Source organism: Vibrio sp. T9, from assembly GCF_003123985.1.
In the GTDB taxonomy this organism is placed as follows: Bacteria; Pseudomonadota; Gammaproteobacteria; order Enterobacterales; family Vibrionaceae; genus Vibrio; species Vibrio diabolicus.
Window position 1 is genome coordinate 1 of the sequence record NZ_NIGY01000016.1, and the last position, 21,496, is coordinate 21,496.

Annotated in this window: 18 protein-coding genes, 1 tRNA gene, 2 rRNA genes and 1 pseudogene; 13 read left to right on the forward strand and 9 right to left on the reverse strand. The window is 46.8% G+C overall.

Translation table 11 applies throughout. The features are described 5' to 3' along the window. The 3 genes from CBX98_RS22985 to CBX98_RS22995 all read left to right on the forward strand — a co-directional run. Positions 1-95 (forward strand): 23S ribosomal RNA (locus CBX98_RS22985); the annotation flags it as partial. A 91-nt stretch (positions 96-186) separates the two neighbouring features. Then, positions 187-303, forward strand: a 5S ribosomal RNA gene (rrf, locus tag CBX98_RS22990). A 70-nt stretch (positions 304-373) separates the two neighbouring features. Next, positions 374-464 (forward strand) — tRNA-Ser (locus tag CBX98_RS22995). Between the two features lie 811 nt (positions 465-1,275). Here CBX98_RS22995 and CBX98_RS23000 read toward each other — a convergent pair. Genes CBX98_RS23000 through hemC form a run of 4 tightly spaced genes read right to left on the reverse strand, consistent with a single transcriptional unit; the run spans position 1,276 to position 5,355 of the window. Further along, positions 1,276-2,457, reverse strand: a complete 1,182-nt coding sequence (locus tag CBX98_RS23000; RefSeq protein ID WP_109170337.1) for a heme biosynthesis HemY N-terminal domain-containing protein — start codon at positions 2,455-2,457, stop codon at positions 1,276-1,278. Continuing rightward, positions 2,457-3,668 carry a uroporphyrinogen-III C-methyltransferase gene (locus CBX98_RS23005; RefSeq protein ID WP_074190036.1) on the reverse strand — a complete coding sequence of 404 codons (1,212 nt, stop codon included), beginning with the start codon at positions 3,666-3,668 and terminating at the stop codon, positions 2,457-2,459. The genes CBX98_RS23000 and CBX98_RS23005 overlap by 1 nt, the downstream gene beginning before the upstream one ends. A 17-nt stretch (positions 3,669-3,685) precedes the next feature. Then, positions 3,686-4,414, reverse strand: a complete 729-nt coding sequence (locus tag CBX98_RS23010; RefSeq protein WP_074190035.1) for a uroporphyrinogen-III synthase — start codon at positions 4,412-4,414, stop codon at positions 3,686-3,688. A 2-nt stretch (positions 4,415-4,416) separates the two neighbouring features. Continuing rightward, on the reverse strand, positions 4,417-5,355 hold the full coding sequence (gene hemC / locus CBX98_RS23015; protein ID WP_005393847.1) for a hydroxymethylbilane synthase: 939 nt from the start codon (positions 5,353-5,355) through the stop codon (positions 4,417-4,419). Positions 5,356-5,701: 346 nt separating this feature from the next. On the opposite strand from hemC, the gene CBX98_RS23020 reads away from it, so the two are divergent. Then, positions 5,702-8,230, forward strand: a complete 2,529-nt coding sequence (locus CBX98_RS23020) for a class I adenylate cyclase (RefSeq protein ID WP_005393844.1) — start codon at positions 5,702-5,704, stop codon at positions 8,228-8,230. A 67-nt stretch (positions 8,231-8,297) separates the two neighbouring features. Here the strand turns inward: CBX98_RS23020 and cyaY are convergent, their stop codons facing one another. Further along, positions 8,298-8,612: an iron donor protein CyaY gene (gene cyaY / locus CBX98_RS23025; RefSeq protein WP_012841286.1), complete on the reverse strand. Its 315-nt coding sequence runs from the start codon at positions 8,610-8,612 to the stop codon at positions 8,298-8,300. Between cyaY and CBX98_RS23030 the strand changes: the two are divergent. The 7 genes and pseudogenes from CBX98_RS23030 (at position 8,592) to CBX98_RS23060 (ending at position 15,932) form a co-directional block, all read left to right on the forward strand. Further along, positions 8,592-8,803, forward strand: a pseudogene (locus CBX98_RS23030) (lipoprotein). The gene cyaY and the pseudogene CBX98_RS23030 sit on opposite strands and share 21 nt — an antisense overlap. Positions 8,804-8,864: 61 nt before the next feature. Beyond that, positions 8,865-10,118, forward strand: coding sequence for a diaminopimelate decarboxylase (lysA, locus tag CBX98_RS23035; protein WP_006743007.1), 1,254 nt, complete (start codon positions 8,865-8,867; stop codon positions 10,116-10,118). 10 nt (positions 10,119-10,128) lie between these two features. Continuing rightward, positions 10,129-10,959 carry a diaminopimelate epimerase gene (gene dapF / locus CBX98_RS23040; protein ID WP_006743008.1) on the forward strand — a complete coding sequence of 277 codons (831 nt, stop codon included), beginning with the start codon at positions 10,129-10,131 and terminating at the stop codon, positions 10,957-10,959. Next, on the forward strand, positions 10,953-11,684 hold the full coding sequence (locus tag CBX98_RS23045; protein ID WP_006743009.1) for a DUF484 family protein: 732 nt from the start codon (positions 10,953-10,955) through the stop codon (positions 11,682-11,684). Before dapF ends, CBX98_RS23045 begins: the two co-directional genes overlap by 7 nt. After that, positions 11,650-12,582, forward strand: a complete 933-nt coding sequence (gene xerC / locus CBX98_RS23050; protein WP_012841287.1) for a tyrosine recombinase XerC — start codon at positions 11,650-11,652, stop codon at positions 12,580-12,582. Before CBX98_RS23045 ends, xerC begins: the two co-directional genes overlap by 35 nt. A gap of 8 nt (positions 12,583-12,590) precedes the next feature. Beyond that, entirely contained in the window at positions 12,591-13,307 is a 717-nt protein-coding gene (gene yigB, locus CBX98_RS23055; RefSeq protein ID WP_104969949.1) for a 5-amino-6-(5-phospho-D-ribitylamino)uracil phosphatase YigB, read from the forward strand. Positions 13,308-13,445: 138 nt separating this feature from the next. After that, the gene (locus CBX98_RS23060; RefSeq protein ID WP_109170338.1) at positions 13,446-15,932 is read left to right on the forward strand and encodes an EAL domain-containing protein; all 2,487 of its coding nucleotides are present in this window, start codon (positions 13,446-13,448) and stop codon (positions 15,930-15,932) included. An 82-nt stretch (positions 15,933-16,014) separates the two neighbouring features. Here the strand turns inward: CBX98_RS23060 and CBX98_RS23065 are convergent, their stop codons facing one another. Both CBX98_RS23065 and CBX98_RS23070 read right to left on the reverse strand, forming a co-directional pair. Next, a complete protein-coding gene (locus CBX98_RS23065) occupies positions 16,015-16,620 on the reverse strand; it encodes a tRNA-uridine aminocarboxypropyltransferase (protein ID WP_109170339.1) in 606 nt (201 codons plus the stop codon). Beyond that, positions 16,620-18,170: a hypothetical protein gene (locus tag CBX98_RS23070; protein ID WP_109170340.1), complete on the reverse strand. Its 1,551-nt coding sequence runs from the start codon at positions 18,168-18,170 to the stop codon at positions 16,620-16,622. Before CBX98_RS23070 ends, CBX98_RS23065 begins: the two co-directional genes overlap by 1 nt. Before the next feature lie 47 nt (positions 18,171-18,217). On the opposite strand from CBX98_RS23070, the gene CBX98_RS23075 reads away from it, so the two are divergent. Continuing rightward, positions 18,218-18,688, forward strand: a complete 471-nt coding sequence (locus tag CBX98_RS23075; protein ID WP_109170341.1) for an EVE domain-containing protein — start codon at positions 18,218-18,220, stop codon at positions 18,686-18,688. Positions 18,689-18,741: 53 nt separating this feature from the next. On the opposite strand, the gene CBX98_RS23080 is transcribed toward CBX98_RS23075, so the two are convergent. Both CBX98_RS23080 and CBX98_RS23085 read right to left on the reverse strand, forming a co-directional pair. Then, positions 18,742-19,566 (reverse strand): Cof-type HAD-IIB family hydrolase, encoded by an 825-nt coding sequence (locus CBX98_RS23080; RefSeq protein WP_005393831.1) that lies wholly within the window; start codon positions 19,564-19,566, stop codon positions 18,742-18,744. A gap of 236 nt (positions 19,567-19,802) precedes the next feature. After that, a complete protein-coding gene (locus CBX98_RS23085; protein ID WP_109170342.1) occupies positions 19,803-20,810 on the reverse strand; it encodes an alpha/beta fold hydrolase in 1,008 nt (335 codons plus the stop codon). 65 nt (positions 20,811-20,875) lie between these two features. On the opposite strand from CBX98_RS23085, the gene rhtB reads away from it, so the two are divergent. Continuing rightward, entirely contained in the window at positions 20,876-21,493 is a 618-nt protein-coding gene (rhtB, locus tag CBX98_RS23090) for a homoserine/homoserine lactone efflux protein (RefSeq protein WP_109170343.1), read from the forward strand. Positions 21,494-21,496: the final 3 nt, after the last annotated feature.

A 21,496-nucleotide genomic window follows, 5' to 3' on the forward strand; every position in this document is an offset into this window, starting at 1 on the left:
AGGGTTGTCGTAGACTACGACGTTGATAGGCAGGGTGTGTAAGCGTTGTGAGGCGTTGAGCTAACCTGTACTAATTGCCCGTGAGGCTTAACCATACAACACCCAAGGGGTTTTGATGGACTCAATGTAAGAACATTGAATGTGTATAAATAGAACTTAAAACAGCTTTCCAGATTAAAGAATTTGCTTGGCGACCATAGCGATTTGGACCCACCTGACTTCCATTCCGAACTCAGAAGTGAAACGAATTAGCGCCGATGGTAGTGTGGGGCTTCCCCATGTGAGAGTAGGACATCGCCAGGCTTTAAATATCGTTACCTGTATAAACAAGTAACAACATCACCAGTGTACTAATCTGTTGATGACAATTTGTGGAGAGATGGCTGAGTGGTTGAAAGCACCGGTCTTGAAAACCGGCATACGTTAATAGCGTATCTAGGGTTCAAATCCCTATCTCTCCGCCACTATTAAGAAGCCTCGCTAGAAATAGCGAGGCTTTTTTCATTTCTGACGTTTGATAATTAGACGGGATTTTCATTAAGTTCCAGTTAGTCACAACCCTAGGCTAGGCATCCCCGAACTGGGTCACTACATAGAAATCCCGCTGAAAAATCAGCGGGCTTTCGTCGTTTCTGATGCTTGGGAAGTAGCTTTGAGGCATCTGAATCAACCTCCCAACCGAACACGCTCCAAACTAAGCGCCTTTACTCTTCGTCTATTGAGAAGTCTTGTGCTAAGCGTACCTGAGGCTTTCTGCCATCTTCGCCTCGTAGGGTTATAGAAACTGCTCTCCAGCGAAAGTGATTGAGCTTTCTCCTCGCCATTCCTATCCCTATCCTCTCAACAAAAGAGAGTTTCTACTCGCTGTAGTATTCAATTGTATTAGAGCGTCTGAGCACCTTTTAATACTTACTACCGATGAACATGACTCTTTGCTTTAGCTTTTATAACAAACGCTATCCAAGCGCTGTATGGGGCCTGTTACTTCTTTGGCTATCACTATGCTTTACTGTGCCTCTGAAGGAGTAACCATTTAGAACCAATCGCCCTGTCTTGCATGAAGTGAGCGCAGTTGTTTTACGTGGTTCTTAGTGACACGAAGAAGAGCAGCTTGGAATGAACGACAGAAGCTTTAAAGCTTATTTCTAATCAGGTGTAGGCAGTAGAGGGGTCTCTGCTCTTGGGGGAGCCAGTTGGTTCGATGATAGGGCATGAGGAATTGCAGGCAATAAAAAAGCCGACAGTAAACTGCCGGCTTTCTATTTTCTGAATCGCTTAGTTGTTTTGAACTAGCGTTAGCGCTTTACGAGAGACTTCGTGAGCGGCTTTAGTTAGATTCTGCTTCTCTAGTGTATCTGCTAGGAATGCATAGTCAGAGACGTCAGAGCGAAGCTTTAAGGCGATCTCGAAGTGGTCTTGGGCTTCTTGCCACTTCTCTTGACGGAAATAGAAGTGCGCTAATGCGCTATGCGCAGCGGCGTTATCTGGCTCTTTCTTTACTACTCCCTCTAAGAAAACCACGACAGGGTGGATATCTGGCAGGTTTAGATCTGGCAGTAGTTGATAAAGCTCAGGAGCCGGTTGTTTTTTCAATGCTTCTTTTAGCACAGTAAAGGCTTCAGCATCTGCTTTCCGGGCTATCAACTCACGAGCAAAACAGGCGACTAGGTGTGTGTCTTGTTTTACTTTGCGTGCAAGGCCATTCCAATGAGAGATAAGCCCTTCGCTACCTTGCTGCTGTGCTACTTCATGGAGTAAGCCGCATTGCGCCTTTTGAATCAGCTCTGCGTGTTCTTCTTCCGTGATGAGTTTTGCTTTGGTTAATTGTGGCAAGAGGTCAATAAGAGGTTGCCACAACTTTAGCTGCATGTACGTTGTTTTCAGCAAGTTCAATACAATCGAATTACTCGCATACTGACCTTTTAACGATTGCAAAGTATCGAAAGCAGCCTCGAACTCGTTATCGCGAATAAACTGTTTAGCACGAGTTAGCTCTACTGCAAGATGAGCATTCTCTTGCTGGCTTGCTAGCTCCAGGTAGTGATCACGTTTTGCTTTATCACCTTGACCTTGTGCAGCTTCAGATGCGACTAAGTAACAAAGTAGCGGCATATCGTGATGATTCGCCCAACGAGTCACTTTTTTCTCGGCACCTTTCCAGTCTCCTTCAAGGAGTTTAATAATGCCTTCATTGGTGTATCGACGGGAATGGCGCATTTTGCGCACACTGAAGTAGTTCCATGTTGTAGAACTTGCGTAAACTAGCTTTTTAATTAGGTACTCAAGTAGAAAAAGACCTGCGAGTGCTGCGATAACGAATACGACCAATGTCGTTACGCTCATCTCGATCGTTTTCTCAGCGATGGAGATGAGTACATAGCCTTGCTGACCAGAAAATTGAGTGCCAACAAATAGTCCTGCACCTAGTACAACAAATAGGAAAATAAGACGAAACATTACTTATCCTCCATACCTGTCATCGTTGTGACTTCGCGACGTAGGCGCTCACGGATGACATCTGATAGTTGAGACTGACTTTGCAGTTTCGTTGGGTATTCCACTTGAATGTTTTGCTGGCTTAACTGGTTAACAGTTTTGTTGAACTCTTTAACGGAATTATCGTCTTGGTTGAAGAAAGCTAATGCCCATTTGTCGGCCGTTTTTAGAGACGTGGTGTAAATTTCACCTTGCTCTTGGTACACCGCTTTTATTGCGGTCTCCAATTTGGCTTTGATGTTTTCTTTTAGGTAAAAGTGTTGCTCAGGAGAAAGCAGTGGAATGACGTTACCATCGCGCGTGCGGAAGGTAATGAAGTTTTCTGAAAAGTCTTTCAGAGATGTCATTAAGTTATCTTGCCAGTTTGCAATATCTTCTGACACTTCCGTGTTCTCTACGGCTTCTGCTTCTGGGAGTAGTGCATTGGCGAGAGGTAGCTTGTCTACTTGCTGTTGCAGAGCAGTTAAGCGTAGTACCAATCCATCACGGTCAATCAGCGGGATAGTACGAAGTTTGGTGATATCGTTCGCCATTGCTTTGCGTAGTTTGACGAGGCTAGGGTCATTCAGTGCTGCAATGCGTTGATCAGCACTTTCCATTAGTTGAGTTGCGCTTTCTACGTCATGCTCTAAGAACAGTTTACGACCTGCTAATTTGACGAGGTAATCGGCTTCAGCAAGTAGCCAGTCGTTTGGTCGGCGACCTTTCACATCGGCAACGGCAAGCTGTAAGCTTTCAATGCTCTTCTGTTGCTGTCCAAGTACCACTTCCGCTTTGTGTGTCACGGTCGTTGCTTTCTCGATGGTTTCTTCTTGTACCCGGCTGAGCTCTTGCTTCATGGAAGCTTGAGTGCTTTCTAGCTGACTTTTTAGTTGGGCGATCTGCGCTTGGTAATCGGCTTGCTGCTGATGCAGCTTGTATGCGAGGCCACCGCCAAAAATAATCGATAAGATGATAGCGACCGTGCCTAGTTTAACTCCGCGCTTGCCTTGTTTTTCTTCAAATTCGACTTTGGCTGGCTCGGCTGTTTTTGGGGGCTCGGCCACTTTTGGCTGTTCTTTTTTAGGGGCCGCATCCTGCTGCGATGTGCTTTTTTCGGCTATCGGTGCCGATGAGGTTTCTTCGGAAAGGTTTTTATCGTTATTTTTTTGGTCGTTATTTTTACTTGTCATGCCTATATCCTGTGTAGCTAGGGCTGGAGAGCCGCCAGTAATTCTTGGTTGGATGCGCTTCCCGTGCATCTCACCCGAGTGAACCCCCTTTGAAGTGCGATGTCAGCGATACGCTGACTGGGGATATACAACTCTTGTTGATTAAGCCAAGTCAATTGCTCTGACGTCAATTGGCTGCACAAATAATCCAGTTGCTCACCACTGGTGACGATGATCTGGTCAATTTGTAGGGTTTTCCATAGTGAGACACAGCTTACTGGATCGAATGGGATGAATTCTCTCTTGTAAGTCTCACTATAGTGAACTTTTGCGCCACGTCTCACCAATGCATCTTTGATCAGCTCTCTTCCACCGTTCCCACGAAGGATAAGAACCTGTTGTTGGGCCACATTATTGAGCTCTGGCAGTCGCAATAAATGTTCACTATCACTGACTTGGGGATAGTGTACTTTCTGTTGGGTACATTTGCTTAAATAGTGTGCTGTTTTTTGACCAACGGCAAGGTAAATGGCTTGTTTCGGCCATGATGTCTCGTTGCTGGCTAAGATTTGCTGTGCACATTGCACGGCATGTCGACTAACAGCGATAACAATTTGAGCTTGATGTAGGTGTTTAGAGAGGTGCGTGTCCGTGAGATCGGCGACAATGTCGATCAGAGGATGGTGATATGCAGAAATGCCGTGCCTTTCGAGCAGAGAGCAAAGCGCGCTGCCTTGCTCTCCCGGCCGAGTGACCAACACTGCCATGATTATTCGTGATCTGCGTACAGCTTAGTTAGGATTTCACGAGCGCCGTTATCCAGTAGTTCATTGGCTAACTGCACTCCTAACGTTTCGCCGTCTTTACGATGACCACGGATTTCACCACGAACAATTTCGCTGCCATCTGGTTCGCCAACTAATGCGCGTAGCCAAATATTATCGCCATCTAGCAGGGCATAGCTGCCGATAGGTACCTGACAGCCGCCTTCTAGCGTCAGGTTCATTGCGCGCTCACACAAAACGCGGTCTACGGTGTCTTGGTGGTTAAGTGGCTCAAGTAGTTTAAGCAGCCTTTCATCGTCAAGGCGGCACTCAATACCGACAGCACCTTGGCCTACCGCAGGTAATGATTGCTCTGGCTCGATAAAGCTACGAATGCGTTCTTCAAGCTTCAATCGTTTAAGGCCAGCCGCAGCAAGAATGATCGCATCGTATTCACCCGCATCTAGTTTACCAAGGCGAGTACCCACATTACCGCGAAGCTCTTTAATGATGATGTCTGGACGATATTCTTTCAGTTGGCATTGACGGCGCAAACTGCAAGTACCAACCACTGCACCTTGAGGGAGTTCATCAATGTTGCTATAGGTATTGGAGACGAAAGCATCACGAGGGTCTTCACGTTCACAAATGGTCACGAGGCCAAGACCTTCCGGGAAATCGACGGGCACGTCCTTCATTGAATGAACGGCAAGGTCTGCACGGCCTTCTAGCATTGCGACTTCAAGCTCTTTTACGAATAAGCCTTTGCCGCCAACTTTTGCTAGCGGTGTATCTAAAATCACGTCACCTTTGGTCACCATGGTTACTAACTCGACTTCCAAACCAGGGTGAGCGGCTTGAAGGGCGTCTTTGACAAAGTAAGCTTGCCATAAAGCAAGAGGGCTTTTTCGAGTTGCAATGCGAATAGGTGTGGATTGTGTCATGATCTTCTCAATGCTGTTTGGATTTGGGTTTATCCTACCATTCTCATCAAGAAATGCTTACTGTTAGTTCGTTATCTCTGAAGGCTATGAATGGAATTACATGACGTTATGAAAATAGTGTGACTGGATTCTCAATTAGACTAAGGACTATTATTAGTAATAGGTAATAAGAGCGACACTACCGCGCGATTAATTTTGTGACTAAAGTATGGTTTTGCATCCTGAGTGGTGCGTGGGCGTGAAACTTTACCCGCACCAATAAAAGTGTTAAATTGATCACGTTTTTAGGCCATTTTGGTTTAAAACGTCAGCAGATTTTCGTGATTGTTCAACCAAGGAATTCCCCTTGCAGGCTTACACCCAAAAAATCATTCAGCGACTAGATAATTTGAATCAGCAGCGAGTTGATCGCGCGCTGGCGCTTATGGATTCGCAAAGCCAGCAAGTCTTCCACTTGATTCCTGCCTTGTTGAACTACAACCACCCTGTGATTCCTGGCTATTACGATGCCGATGTCCCGTTTGGTGTGCATGGGCTGGCGCTAAATAGCATTCAGCAGCAATTCATTGATGACATTCAACTCGCGATTGGTCAGCCACTTAAGACGGCAGAGAAGCCGGCTATCTTGGGCTTATACACCATGGGTAGTACCTCATCAATTGGTCAAAGTACTTCTAGTGATTTAGATATTTGGGTGTGTATTTCGCCAGATATGGATTGTGACGAGCGAGAATTACTGACCAATAAATGCTTGCTGATCACCGACTGGGCACAAAGCCAAGGGGTGGAGGCGAACTTCTTCTTAATGGATGAAGAACGCTTTAGAAGCAACCATTCTGAAGAGATGACGGGTGATAACTGTGGCTCATCTCAGCACTTACTTTTGCTTGATGAATTCTATCGCAGCGCGGTGCGTATTGCTGGACAGCGTTTATTATGGCAAATAGTGCCGCCAGAAATGGAAGAGTGTTACGACGAGTACGTTTCTCAATTGTGCAGTGAAGGTTACATTGACTGTAGTGAATGGATCGACTTTGGCAAATTGAACCGCATTCCTGCTGAAGAGTACTTCGGCTCGAACTTGTGGCAGCTATACAAAAGTATCGATTCTCCCTACAAATCGGTATTAAAAGCCATTCTGCTTGAAGCTTATTCGTGGGAATACCCGCATACGCAACTGCTAAGCATCGACACCAAACGTCGTTTCTTTGCCCATGAGCCAGACCTCTATGGCATGGATGCGTACTACTTAATGCTGGAAAAAGTGACTCGCTATTTAGAGCGAATCCAAGACGACACTCGTTTGGATTTGGTGCGCCGTTGCTTCTATCTCAAAACCCATGAAAAGTTGTCGCGTGAACCGGATGTCGGTTCAGTGGCTTGGCGCCGTGAAGCGCTGAGCGACATGATTGCAAAATGGGATTGGGATGCCAGCGTTGTTGCTGAGCTTGATGATCGCCGCAACTGGAAAGTTGAACAGGTAAAAGTGGTGCATCATGCGTTGCTGGATGCGTTGATGCAGAGCTACCGTAATTTGATTCAATTTGCGCGTCGCAACGACATTACCTCCGCTATCAGCCCGCAAGACATCAGTATTTTGGCTCGTAAGCTTTACGCCGCTTTTGAAGTATTGCCGGGCAAAGTGACGTTGCTCAACCCGCAGATTTCCCCTGATTTGCATGAACCGGATTTAAGCTTCATCGAAGTGAAAGATGGCGGTGTGAACAAGTCTGGTTGGTATCTCTATAAACAACCTCTGATCGCGCACCGCATTTTGGGGCAGCCATACTTAGAACATCATGAATACTTGAGCAAGCTAGTCTCTTGGGCATTCTTTAATGGTTTAATCACCGAGTCGACTCGTTTGCACGCGGTGGTGCGTGAAGCGCAGCTGGATATCGATAAGTTCTACCAAATGGTGAGCGACTTACGAAATACCTTTGCGCTGCGTAAGCGCCGTCCGACGATGCAGGCATTAGCGAGCCCATGTGAAATAAGCCAGCTAGCGATGTTCATCAACTTTGAAAACGATCCTACGTCAGAGCTTTCGGGCCGTTCACTGAAAGTGGATGTAAAAAATACCGATATCTTCAGTTTTGGTCCGGAACATAAAAACTTAGTCGGCAGTGTCGACTTGGTTTACCGTAACTCCTGGCATGAAGTGCGTACGCTGCATTTCAAAGGGGAAACGGCGATGCTGGACGCACTGAAAACCATTCTGGGCAAAATGCACCAAGACGCGTTGCCACCAGAATCGGTGGATGTGTTCTGTTATGCGAAGAACATGCGTGGTGTGATGCGTAATATGGTCTACCAGCTTTTAGCGGAATGTATCGACTTACGCTTGAAGCCAGTAGAGCAAGAAAAACGCCGCCGCTTTAAAGCGATGCGCCTTGGTAACCAAACTTACGGGTTGTTCTTTGAACGTCGTGGTGTGTCGGTGCAGAAGTTAGAAAACTCAATTGATTTCTATCGCAGCATTTCTACTAACAAACTTAAAGGCTCGCCGCTATTAATGCTCGATCGTGAGCAAGAGTATCAAATGCCAGAAGCGGTGGATGGTTTTGCCAGTGAAGGTCTGGTGCAGTTCTTCTTTGAAGATAATGAAGATGGCTTCAATATTTATGTGTTGGATGAGTCAAACCAAGTTGAAGTGTATCACCAATTCAGTGGCTCCAAAGACGAGATGATTTCGTCCGTGAACAGCTTTTACACATCAGTAAAAGACGACAGTCGTGTTGCGTCGAAATTTATCAACTTTAACCTGCCGCAGTACTACCAGATTATCCATCCTGAAGAGGGCAATGCTTATATCATCCCTTATCGCAATGATGGTTGCTCGCCGCATCGTCCGACGAAAGCGGTGAACGCGTAATTAAACCCGTATCAATAAACAAAAGAGCACTTCGGTGCTCTTTTGTTTTGGTGACGATTGACCAGCATTATGCCCAATCAATGGCTTCGCCCGCGTGCTTTTCACACTCTTGCTTCACCATTTCAAATAGCTCCATGCCCGTTTTTGAGCAGGTCCATTTATCTTCAATAAGTTTGAAGTGGAAACCACCAGATTTGGACGCTAGCCAGATCTCATGCATCGGCTCTTGGCGGTTAATGATGATTTGGCTGCGGTCTTCAAATTCCAATGTCATTACGTTGCCAGTGACTTCGTAATCAATGTCTGCGCCTGAATCATCGATGGATTCTTCGATGATTTGCATCTGCGCATCCACCAGTTGATGAAATTCAGTATCGTTCATCCGTCTATCCTATTGCTTTTCCTGAGTGTGGTGCGATTATAGGGGGCATTGATTCAATAATCACGATATGCGAAATGAAAAAATTAGTTACTGTGTTGTTTGTGATGGTTGCCGCGACGTTAGCGGGATGTGGCCAGTCTGGCTCACTATACATTCCAGATGACACTCAACAGAATGAGCAATCACAATAAATAACCGCGCCTTAGGGTGAAATTAGGGTTCAGCAGTCGAATAAAATAAGGGAAGCGAATTTTGGATTACTTCAACTATCAGGATGATGGCCAGCTTTGGGCCGAAGACGTCCCACTTCAAGCTCTTGCAGAGCAATATGGCACTCCTCTTTACGTATATTCTCGAGCCACGCTAGAGCGCCACTGGAAGGCGTTTGATAGTGCTGTGGGTCAACATCCTCATCTAGTTTGCTACGCGGTGAAAGCGAACTCAAACCTAGGCGTATTGAACGCACTGGCGCGTTTGGGTTCGGGCTTTGATATCGTATCAGGTGGTGAACTTGAGCGTGTGATTGCCGCAGGCGGTGATCCGAAGAAAGTCGTCTTCTCTGGTGTTGGGAAAACACCTGCAGAAATGAAGCGTGCTCTTGAGCTGGGTATCAAATGTTTCAACGTTGAATCTGAGCCCGAGCTAGAACGTTTGAATAAGGTTGCGGGTGAGCTTGGTGTGATTGCGCCAATTTCTCTGCGTATCAATCCAGATGTCGACGCGAAAACACACCCTTACATTTCGACTGGTCTTCGCGACAATAAATTCGGCATTGCATTTGATCGTGCGCCAGATGTTTATAAATTCGCGCAAAGCCTGCCGAACTTGAATGTGCAAGGCATCGACTGCCACATTGGTTCTCAGCTGACCAATATCGACCCATTTATCGACGCGACAGACCGTTTATTAGCTCTGATTGATGATTTAAAAGCGCAAGGCATTAACATTCGTCACCTTGATGTCGGCGGTGGTTTGGGTGTGGTCTATCGTGATGAGTTACCACCACAGCCTTCAGATTACGCCAAAGCGTTACTAGGTCGTCTTGAAAATCACCAAGACTTGGAGCTGATTTTTGAGCCGGGCCGAGCAATTGCTGCGAATGCAGGTATCTTGCTAACGCGTGTTGAGTTTTTAAAACATACTGAGCACAAGAACTTTGCCATCATCGATGCGGCAATGAACGACTTGATGCGTCCTGCACTATACCAAGCATGGCAAGATATCGTGCCAGTTTCGCCGCGCACGGGTGAAGCACAGACTTACGATTTGGTTGGCCCTATTTGTGAAACCGGCGACTTCTTGGGTAAAGATCGCGCACTCGTTTTGCAAGAAGGTGATCTACTCGCGGTTCGTTCAGCAGGTGCCTATGGTTTTGTGATGTCTTCGAACTACAATACTCGTACCCGAGCGGCAGAAGTAATGGTGGATGGTAAACAAAGCCACTTAGTTCGCCAGCGTGAGGAGCTGACCAGTTTGTGGCAGCTGGAACAGATTCTACCGGAGTAACACACAACAAATGCATTTCCACTTTTCCAAAATGCACGGTTTGGGCAACGACTTCATGGTCGTCGACTGTATTACCCAGAACGTGTTTTTCTCGCAAGACCTGATCCGCCGTTTGGCGGATCGTCATACCGGCGTTGGTTTTGACCAATTGCTCGTGGTAGAAGCCCCTTACGACCCTGAAACTGATTTCCATTATCGGATTTTCAATGCCGATGGTAGTGAAGTCGAGCAGTGCGGGAATGGCGCGCGCTGCTTCGCGCGCTTTGTTCGCTTGAAAGGGTTGACCAATAAATACAGTATCAGCGTGAGCACCAAAAAAGGAAAGATGATTCTCAACATCGAAGATGATGGAGAAGTGACGGTCAACATGGGTGTGCCAGAGTTTGAGCCGAACAAAATTCCTTTCAAAGCCAAGCAAAAAGAGAAAACCTATATCATGCGCGCTGGTGAAAAAACGCTGTTCTGTGGCGCGGTAAGCATGGGTAACCCGCATGTGGTGACGGTGGTCGATGACGTGGATACTGCTGATGTCGATACATTAGGCCCGCTGCTTGAGTCGCACGAGCGTTTTCCAGAGCGCGTCAACGCTGGCTTTATGCAGGTGGTGAGTCGTGACCATATTCGTCTTCGAGTTTACGAGCGAGGCGCAGGTGAAACACAGGCTTGTGGTAGTGGCGCATGCGCGGCGGTAGCGGTAGGGATTCTTCAGGGTCTGTTGGATGAAAACGTTAAGGTTTCTCTACCAGGTGGTGAACTGCGAATTGCGTGGCAAGGTCCGGGTAAGCCGTTGTTTATGACCGGACCTACAACGCATGTATTTGATGGTCAATTGTCTTGCTAGTAGAAGAAAAAGGAAACGGTTTGTCTCAAGTAGAAGCAGATGCCTTAACGGCTGAAGTGGTGGCCGAGTACCTCAAAGATCATCCCGATTTTTTTGTGCAGCGTCCAGAGCTTGTGGATCGTCTATCTTTCCCACACTCAGACTTGGGTGCGGTGTCTTTGGTGCACATACAAATGAATCGCCAACGTCAGCGCATTGAAGAGTTAGAGGAAGAGATCACCACACTGATGTCGCTTGCGGCGAACAACGATCGCACCTTTTACGAATTTATGGATTTGCAGGGGCAGATTCTAAAGTGTGGTGACTTTAAACAAGTCATTCATTCTATTGAAGAGAAAGCTAAAGCACTTGGCTTACGCGCGTTTGTTCGATTGTTTAGTCAATGCGACGCATCGATTCAATTGAGTAAGGAAAGTTATCAACGTTTTGCGACCACTCACTTAAATGGCAAAGATGCGTACTTAGGGCGTCTGAGAAAAGTGGATCGTGAAGCTTTGTTTGGCAATATGGATGTGCCGGAAATGGGGTCCTATGTGGTACTACCGCTCGTGAAACAGCAAACACTGGGCGTGCTTGCGTTCTCTAGTGAGGATGGCGGTCATTTTCAACCAGATATGGATACCTTGTTTTTGCGTCACCTATCATTAGTAGTGGCACATCTCGCTCAAACATTGGTATGGCAAAGTTACGATGACGACAACTCCCAACACTCCTCTGCCAAATAGTCTGCAAAAGCCTCTTGAGCGCTTCTATGAATTCTTACGAAGCGAAAAGGGGCTCAGCCTACATACTCAACGCAATTACAAACAGCAGCTAGAAACCATGGCGCAGCACTTGGCTGAAATGGGACTTAAAGATTGGTCTCAAGTGGATGCAGGCTGGGTGCGCCAATTAGCAGGTAAGGGCATGCGGGAAGGCATGAAAGCCAGCAGTTTGGCGACGCGCCTCTCATCGCTGCGTAGCTTTTTCGATTTCCTTATTCTGCGTGGCGAGATGTCAGCTAACCCTGCCAAAGGGGTTTCAGCGCCACGTAAAAAGCGCCCGTTGCCGAAAAACCTCGATGTTGATGAAGTGAGCCAACTGCTTGAGGTCAACGAAGACGACCCGTTGGCTGTGCGTGATCGCGCCATGATGGAGCTGATGTACGGTGCAGGCTTGCGTTTGGCTGAGTTGGTGAGTGTGGATGTACGTGATGTACAACTGCGCAGTGGCGAGCTTCGTGTTATCGGTAAAGGCGATAAAGAACGTAAAGTACCATTCTCTGGCATGGCAACTGAATGGGTTGCCAAGTGGCTGAAAGTCAGGGGCGACCTTGCTGCGCCAGGTGAACCCGCCTTGTTTGTGTCTAAACTCGGAACGCGTATTTCGCACCGTAGCGTGCAAAAACGTATGGCAGAATGGGGACAGAAACAGTCTGTGGCGAGCCATATTAGTCCGCATAAATTGCGTCACTCGTTTGCGACACATATGCTCGAATCCAGCAATAACTTACGTGCGGTGCAAGAGCTTTTAGGGCACGAGAACATTTCGACGACCCAAATCTACACGCACTTGGATTTCCAACATTTAGCGCAAGCCTACGACCAAGCCCACCCACGCGCACGTAAAAAGAACGGGGAGTGAGCCGAAGTATGAAATTTTATCGCCGTATCGAGCCTATTAAGGCCATGACCTTCGATCTTGATGACACGCTGTATGACAATTACCCGGTGATTATCCGTATGGAGCGTGAGTTGTTGGCTTGGTTGCAGCAAACACATCCTGCCGTGGCGCACATGGATAAGGCTGATTGGATGCAGGTAAAAAAACATGTGCTCCAGCAGAGACCGGATCTCAGAAGCGATGTGACGCTTTGGCGTTTAGTGCAGCTAAAGCATGGTTTTCTTTCAGTTGGCTATGATGAAGCGCAAGCTCAAGCCGCAGCTGAAGAGGGTGTGCAGCTCGCTTTGGATTGGCGCAGTCAGTTTGAAGTGCCCCAATCAAGCTTAGATGTTTTGACCCAACTGGGAGAGCGAGTTCCGCTCGTGGCGATCACAAACGGCAACGTCGATGTAGATAAAATTGGCTTAACGCCGTATTTTCAATGTGTACTCAAAGCGGGGCCAGATGGGTTAGCGAAACCCGCCACCGATATGTTTACTAAGGCGAAACGGTTCTTGGATATTCCAGCAGAGAATATTCTGCATGTCGGTGATCACCTAACCACGGATGTGCATGGTGCAAAGTCGGCTGGTTTTGCGGCTTGTTGGTTCAATGATATGAATAAAAATGTCATTAACCATTCAAAAACACGTACTTTACCTGATATTGAAATCAATAGTTTGCAGCCGTTACTCACACTTTTTTAATTGCTTTCGCATTAATCCATTCTAATCTCATTTTGTGTCTAGAAAATCAGCGTAAAGCCACGTAAATTATTCACTATTAAGTAAAAAGAGTAACGCCACACGTCGTGGTGAAGATAGTGTTACGGCAGTGGTAGGCGCATGCGAGCTTTTTCAAAACTGGTTTATGATGTCAGTCAGTTAAATGACTTTTTAGTCACTTCTCAGTTCTCTTCAAGTAAACAATATTTGGTGCAAATATTGTCGACTCAATCACGCGACTTTACGACCACACTTGCGGACGCTGTTTTATTGTTGCTGCCGAATGCTCATGTCATGGGGCATAGTACGCGTAATGTCATTCTGGAGGGGGAGATATTTACCTCTGGCTGCCTGATCAGTGTGACTGAGTTCGAACAAACCACGCTTACTTCTGCCGTCCAAACCTACTCTTACTCCCCCGATATTGATGGTGGAGAGCTCAAACGCTCGCTTCTGTTGCAGCACAATTCGCAAGTGATCCTCAGCTTTGCTGTGCAAATTGAACGACGTGACTATCCCTTGTTTCAAACGTTCGCTAGTGAAGAAGTCGTGATCTCTGGAGGGTTGGCACAGAGTATTGATGATGGCTGTTGGGTGCTATATCAAAACCGAGTTTACGATAATGCCGTGGTCGCCGTAGCTTTGCACAGCGATACCTTGAAGCTATGGACGGATGCGTATTCGGAATGGAACCCGATTGGCATGCCACATAAAGTCACCCATGCAAAAGGAACGCGCTTGTATTGCTTAGGTGAACAGAAAGCATTGGACGTATACAAGCGTTATTTGGCGGATGGCCATGATGTGACGCTGAGTCAGTTGCTCAGCTTTCCTTTGTATCGAGAAAGTTTGGGGCGCAAGGAAGTTTGTACGGTAACGGAGCTACACGCTGATGGCAGTATGAGTTTCGACAGGCCTTGGTGTCTTGGTGACGAAGTACAATTTTGCTATAACCACCCCTCATTAACGCTCGAACAGGTGCGACATGGTGTGGTTGAGTTAGCCATGCACCAACCTGAAGTCGTGATGATTTTTAACTGCGCGTCACGGTTAGACTTTATTGACAGCAGCGACGAAGTCCAAGCCTTCAAAGATATCGCGACGACGTTTGGTAGTTATTGTATGGGGGAACTGCATGGCGGTATTGGACAGCCAGAAATTCTTCATCACAGTCTGACGTATTTAGCGATGCGAGAGGGAGACGAAGTACAAGCATTGAACTTGCCTAAGTCGCCCGTTAGCTCCTCTATTTCACCATTGTTTAGCTTGATTCGAAATGCGATTGGCGACCTCAACCATATGAACGCGCATATGGGGTATCAACTCGATCGCCAAACGCGCAAGTTACAAGAAAGCTATCGGCGAGATAGTCGCACTGGATTACAAAACCGAGTCGCGCTGCAAGAGCGGCTGAGTAGCATTGATTTGGATGAGCACTTGCTGACTCTAAAGCTACTTAACTTCAGCCATATCAATGAAAAATACGGTTATAGAGTAGGGGATCAGCTACTTAAAGACCTCTCAATGCATTTTACAAATCGACTGCGAAAGCGTTTTGGCATGCCAACGGCTTTACAGCTCTATAGTATTGGGGTAGGTGAGTGGGCATTCATATTTAAAGCTGACCAAAGCAGCGAAACCATAAAACAGCACTTTACTCGTTTTGCCGACGCGGTGGAGCAAACTAATTTTGAGCCAATTGGTCTGCGCGAAATAGATTATCTTTCTATCTCGCTGTGCGGTGGCTTAGTGAGTCGTCGAGATTTTCCATCAGCTTCTGCGGATGAGCTATTGCTCAAAGGCATTGAAGCGAGGCGTTCCGGTGTGCGCAGTAATACCCATATCTGCAATGCGAAAGACATCGAAGTCAGTGAGGATGTACGTAAAGAGCAACTTGGATGGTTGAGTTGCGTCAGTAAAGCCATTCTCAAACAGAACATCATCACTTATAGCCAGCCGATAGTGCATGCGGATAGCCATAAATTGGCTAGCCAAGAATGTTTGGTTCGCATTTTGGAGGAGGATGGAACGGTGATTGCGCCAGGGCGCTTCCTGCCTATTATTTCCGATACGCATCTTTATACTCGATTGAGTCGGCACATGATCCATTCTACGTTACATTACATGCGAGATAGGCAAGGTGACTTTTCTATTAACTTATCGCCGCAAGATTTGCTTAGTGATAAAACTTTAATGCTTTTAGAGCATGAAATTTGTCAGCTCAATGACCCTAGGCGAATTGGTTTGGAAGTGTTGGAATCTGAGCAAATCAAAGACTACGGTCGGATGATCGAAGTATGCAGTCATTTTAGAAGCTTAGGAGCGCGTATCATTGTTGATGATTTTGGCTCAGGTTATTCCAATATTGATGAAATCCTAAAGCTGGAGCCGGAAGTCATAAAGCTCGATGGCAGCTTGATCCGTGATATCGATAAAGACTTAAAGCAGCGCAAAATAGCTTCCCAGTTGGTACGTTTATGTCAGGTGTTTAATGCGGAGACGGTGGCGGAGTTTGTCCACAATCGAGAGGTGTGCAAAATCGCGCAGGATATGGGCGTCGACTATCTGCAAGGCTACTACTTGGGTGAACCTACGCGTTTGTTTTAGTTGTGTTTCACGTGAAACAATTCCAATAAAAAACGCAGCCTTGGCTGCGTTTTTTATTTTGAGCCATTCGGTTTTAGTTGAGTTAGCTCGGTGATTGCTTGAGAGCGTGTCCACTTTTTTCGGCTTGAAATAGTGCAAGGTAGTGAGCAAAGAATGTGAGCATTTTTTGCTGGTTATTTTGCTCGCCTAGTTGTCCGAGTAAATGTGCGGCGACTTCAAACGTGCACAAATTGCCTTGTTGTTGGTTGCGTCGCAGCTGATATTGCGAGTCCGCCGATGCAGACAGCGCCATAGTAGGGATACTTTCTAACCAACGGCTCTTGTTGATCATCTTGCGCGCCTCTTGCCAGGTAGCGTCCAAAATAATAAACAGCGGATTTTTGGTTTGTTGCTGGCTTTGGAGCGCCACATGTTCGAGTGTGACGCTTTCTTCACTTGGGAATAGAAGCACTGGATACAGCGACGGATCAGCTAATCGAGCGAGCAAGTCTGCTGGTGGTTGTTTTCGATCCCAGATTACTCGCTCAATATTGAGTTGGCACTGCTCTAGTAGCTGGCCGGTATTAGTATCACGCGTCAGTTCATTCGGATGCATCAACAGCAAGATGTTGTGCTCGCTGGTAAGTTTCGGCACCAGTGAGCACATACAGTTGAATTGAAAACCACAATTTGGACACGGTTGCGACATTACAGACGAACTCCTTCGCGCACAGGGCTAACCCCATCCGAGAACAGACGCACGCCACTGATTTGGTTTGGCGTTGCCGTTGGTGCCATGCTTGGGTTGAGTGGGTAGCTAACCCCACTGTATTGCATCACGTGTTGGGCTGCCTTAGATCCGCCACCGCTGACATTAAAAATAAGATCTCGCCAGCCATGAGAGGTTTGTTGGCCGAGCATAATCGGGCTTTGTACCAGTGTGATGCGGCTATTGAAGCGCCACTCTTTTTCGTGATGTTCAAATATCAGCAATGTACAGCCACCGGAACCACACCAATCCAGCTGTACTAATAGCTCTTCGTTACCATCGCCGTTGAGGTCGTAAGTTAGCCAACGGTATTGGTTGTTGTTGGGGTTAGTTTGGTGAATGAAGAAGTAGTTGCGCACGGCGGCATCTACTTTGGAGTCAAACTCCGCACTAGAAGGTACGTCTGCACTGCTGATGGGCTTGTTGGCGCGTTTCTCGGCTGGTTGCATCATGCCCTCATCACGAACGGTGGCAGGGTAAAGCACTAAACCACCATCGGCGATTGGGTATACCAAGTTTCCGACTTTTTCTTTGGTCGCTTTGAGCTGATTGCCTTCTCGCGTAAACAGTCGCTCTGACATCAGTCTTTGTTGTTGATGATGCGTCATGACGACTTGAACCTGAGACGGACTTAATTGTTGCCAGTACCCACGCTCAATTAACGGTGCCTGCCCATTGGCGTAACTGTATTTTGTTGTGGCGCTGTGGTCTGGGTTTAAGGTCATTTGCACCTCAAAACCTTGTGATTGGGTTGAAGTCGCGACATAGGTATTGGCCCAGCTAAGCGTAGCGTCCACGTTTGCAGCCGTACCGCAACCTTGATAAGTGTCGCCATCATGTTTTAGCGTCGCTTTCCAGCCATACAAAGAATCACTCATCGTATCTGAGCAGAGGTTTTCTGTTAGGAGAAGCTCACCATCTTGTAGTTGATATGTGCGCTGGCGAGGTTGAAGTTGACTGCTCTTAATCGCTAATTTTTTGGTTTGTTTGCCGATTTGCTGGAATGTCAGTCCATTAGCCTCAAAGCTTGCCGACCAAGAAGGCTCATTACCAAACACGCGAGTTGGTTTGTTTGGTTGCTGACAACGGTTTGGGTTTTCCGTTGTCAGGAAGTTCACTTGTTCCACGACAAAGTTAGCATCGAAATCGGCAGAAAACCCATCGATGCCCGGTGGGTTGAGATGGCCGATAACCTCTCCATACATGGTCTGGTAAGGCTCGTTATTTAACTGAATTGCTCGTTGCATTTGCTGTGGTGACAGTTGTAACCAATATTGCTTGTCGCTGCCACAAGGCATGATGTATTGGCTCTCGTGACCGACGATCACTTTTCCACGTAGCATAAAGGTTTGAGGTTGAATGGTGTCAGGCTTATCTAAGGTGGCTGGTGGAGAAGCTGGGTCGGCAGCGCCAGATTGTGGCGGCTGCGAACTACATGCTTGCAGAACCAGCAGAGTGGCAAGCGCCACTGGGTTTTTCAAAGCCTTCATGTTATATCTTCCTCATTATTGTTACTCAATCGGCATCGGATGGCATTATGGCATATTGGTTATTTAAAACTGAACCAGATACCTTTTCTATTGACACGCTTCGAACCCAAAAGGTTTCATGTTGGGAGGGAGTTCGTAATTATCAGGCGCGCAATATGATGCGTGACCAAGTGAAGGTGGGCGATTTAGTCCTGATTTATCACTCTTCTTGCAAGAATGTTGGCGTTGCCGGTATTGCTAAAGTCGTGAGAGAAGCCTATCCCGATCATTTCCAGTTCGATCCTGAAAGTGATTATTTCGACCCAAAGTCAGACCCAGACAACCCGCGTTGGATTATGGTGGATGTCGAATTCGTGCGTAAAACGGCGCGAGTGATTCCGTTATCGGTGATGAAAGCGATGCCAGAACTTGAGAACATGCCATTGGTGAAACGTGGAAATCGCTTGTCGATCATGCCAGTGACAGAAGAAGAGTGGGAAGCGATCCTTGGCAAAGAGAAGTTGCCAAGTCAGCGATAAAAGAAAAGGGCTGCGAATGTGCAGCCCTTTTTTATTGTTTGGAGTATTGCAGCTTACAGCAAGTGATCTTGTAGGTAGTGTGCAACCGCATCTTCTGCATTGCTGCCAATCACTTCGTTATTTGGCAATGCTTTCATCACTTTCTCGTGTGATGTACCCATGACCAATCCTTTACCTGCCATCGACAGCATTTCTACGTCATTCATGCCATCACCAAATGCCACGCAATTTTCTAACGTGAGGCCGAGTTTTTTCGCTACCGCTTCAAGAGCATGGCCTTTAGACACACCTGCACTCATTACTTCCAAGCACCATGGTGTTGAAAACGCAATATTCAGCTTATCGCCAAATTGTTCACGTAGTTTGTTTTCAAACACCACCAAGCGTTCGTGGTCTTGTGCTGGATGGGTGAAGAAGATTTTCGCAATACCGTCAGTTGGCGCTTGGTCTTCATCGAATAAGACGTATGTGAATTCGTCATGGAAATCACGCAATGTTTCGTCGTCTTTGTTCATCAACCAACTGTCATTTTGATACATGTGGATAAGTATTTCTTGATCGTGCTTGATCGTGTCGATCACGCCTTGAACCAGTTCTGCAGGGACATTCTCGCTGTACATCAGCTGATCTTCCTGGTCATGCACACGGGCACCGTTCGAGGTGATCATGTAAGCCGGAATTCCGACCTGACGACGGATGCTCGCAACGTCTACGTGGTGACGGCCTGTTGCAAAGACAAAGGTGTAACCCTTTTCATGCAGCGCTTTTAGCGTCTCTTTTGAGTAAGCACTGAGCTGATGGTTTGGTGCGAGTAACGTGCCATCCAGATCAGAGGCAACGATTTTAGTGATCTCTTTGCAAGGTAGCGATGTGCTCATGAAGTCCTCGTAAACGGTTTGGATAGTGTGGAACAGGTGATTGCAAACGGAGTACAGCAGACTGACTAGATCATGCTGCTCCGAATGCGGGGGAACTTTGGTCGGTTGCATCTGCATGGTTCAACGCAGCCAGACCCAAGCAGTGTACGTCAAAATGAGGATGAAAAAGAGGGTAAATCAATGTGCAGACATTTCCTCTTTAATCATGGCCGTGAAATGGTCGCCTAGAGTTCTTATTATGTTTTTTCGTTTGGCGATGATTTCGGGTCATTCATAAAGCGGAAGATTGCATCGAGTGCTTGATTACGATACTGGTCGGTCTCGAATAAGATCTCATGCTGAGCGTCTTCGATAGAAAGTAGCTCCGCATGTGGGTTGGTTTTACGCAATTTATCGATAAAACGTTTTTGTGCCAGATTGCTGACAATACGATCGTTCCCAGCTTGAATCAGGAGCACCGGTACTTTTACTTGGCGAGTCAATAAAAAGCATTGTTTTGCTGCCATTAGCCCTTGCCATACCCATCGTGTGCTCGGTCCACCGACTTGCAGTTCCGGTTTTTCCGTATAGAGATTTCGGAACCATTGGTAGCGACCATAGCTTTGGCTGAGCGGGTTATCTTCAAAGGGCTTAGGAAAGTAGGCCTGATGTCCTGGCGCATAACGTGGCAAAGTCGATACCGCTGACATAATCTGTGTCACTGGAATCGCTATTGGCGATAAGTACCATGGCAGATTAATACCAAACATAGGCGCACTGAGAATCAAACCAGTAAAGGGATGTTCTGGGTGAGTTTGCAGATAACGTGTAGCGATTGCGCCGCCCATGGAGTGGGCAATGATGAAACATTGTTGATAGTCGCTAAGGTCGTGTTTGTTTACGACCACGTCCATATCGTCAATATAATCAGTAAAGTCATAGACGTGACCCATATCTGAGTCAGACAATAGACGATCTGATAAACCTTGTCCGCGGTGGTCAAAGGAATAGACGTCGAAGCCTTGGCGATAGAGATCGTAAAACAGTTCTTGGTATTTCCAGGAAGACTCAATGCGCCCATTAACGATGAGCACGGCTTTTTTATGTTCTGGGTTGGTCAGTTTGCACCAGTAAATGTTCTTTTTCTCAGTTCCTTTAACAAAGCCTTCTTGGCGAGTTTGCCAAAGTGCCGCGATCGGACCACCAATTGCTTGCTCAAATAATGACTCTTGAGTATAAGTCAAAGGTGAATGGTTAGTAGCCATTAGTCGATTACCTGAAGATACGTTGTTTACGCGATGTATCATCGAAGAATTAGTGAGGAAATGCAATGGATACCCACGTCTGGTTAGCTTATGTAGTAACTGCAATCGTTTTTAGTTTGGCTCCGGGGTCTGGCACGGTGAACTCAATCAGCAATGGTTTGAGTTACGGTACTCGCAAATCTTTGGGGGCTGTGATCGGTCTCCAAATTGGTTTGGCTATTCACATTGCGTTAGTTGGGGCAGGAATTGGTGCGCTAGTCGCACAATCGGCAACTGCATTTTCTGTCATTAAATGGGTTGGCGCGGCTTATTTGGTTTGGTTGGGTATCCAGAAATGGCGAGACACTTCCAGCTTGGTGGCGGCTGAGAGCCACAAAGACATGTCTGGCATGGCACTCTTGTACAAAGCTATTTTGATTAACCTGACGAACCCTAAATCGATTGTTTTTCTGGTGGCGTTGTTTCCACAGTTTATTGACCCGGCACAAGACCAACTGACGCAACTGTTGGTGCTTGGTATTACGACTGTTGTGATCGACGCGTGTGTGATGTTGGGTTACACCACCTTGGCGGCGCAAATGGGACGTTTTATTCGCTCCGATAAAATCATGGGGAAAATAAACAAAGTCTTCGGTTCAATGTTTATGGGTTGTGGTGCATTATTAGCAGCTGCAAAGTCATAAGCC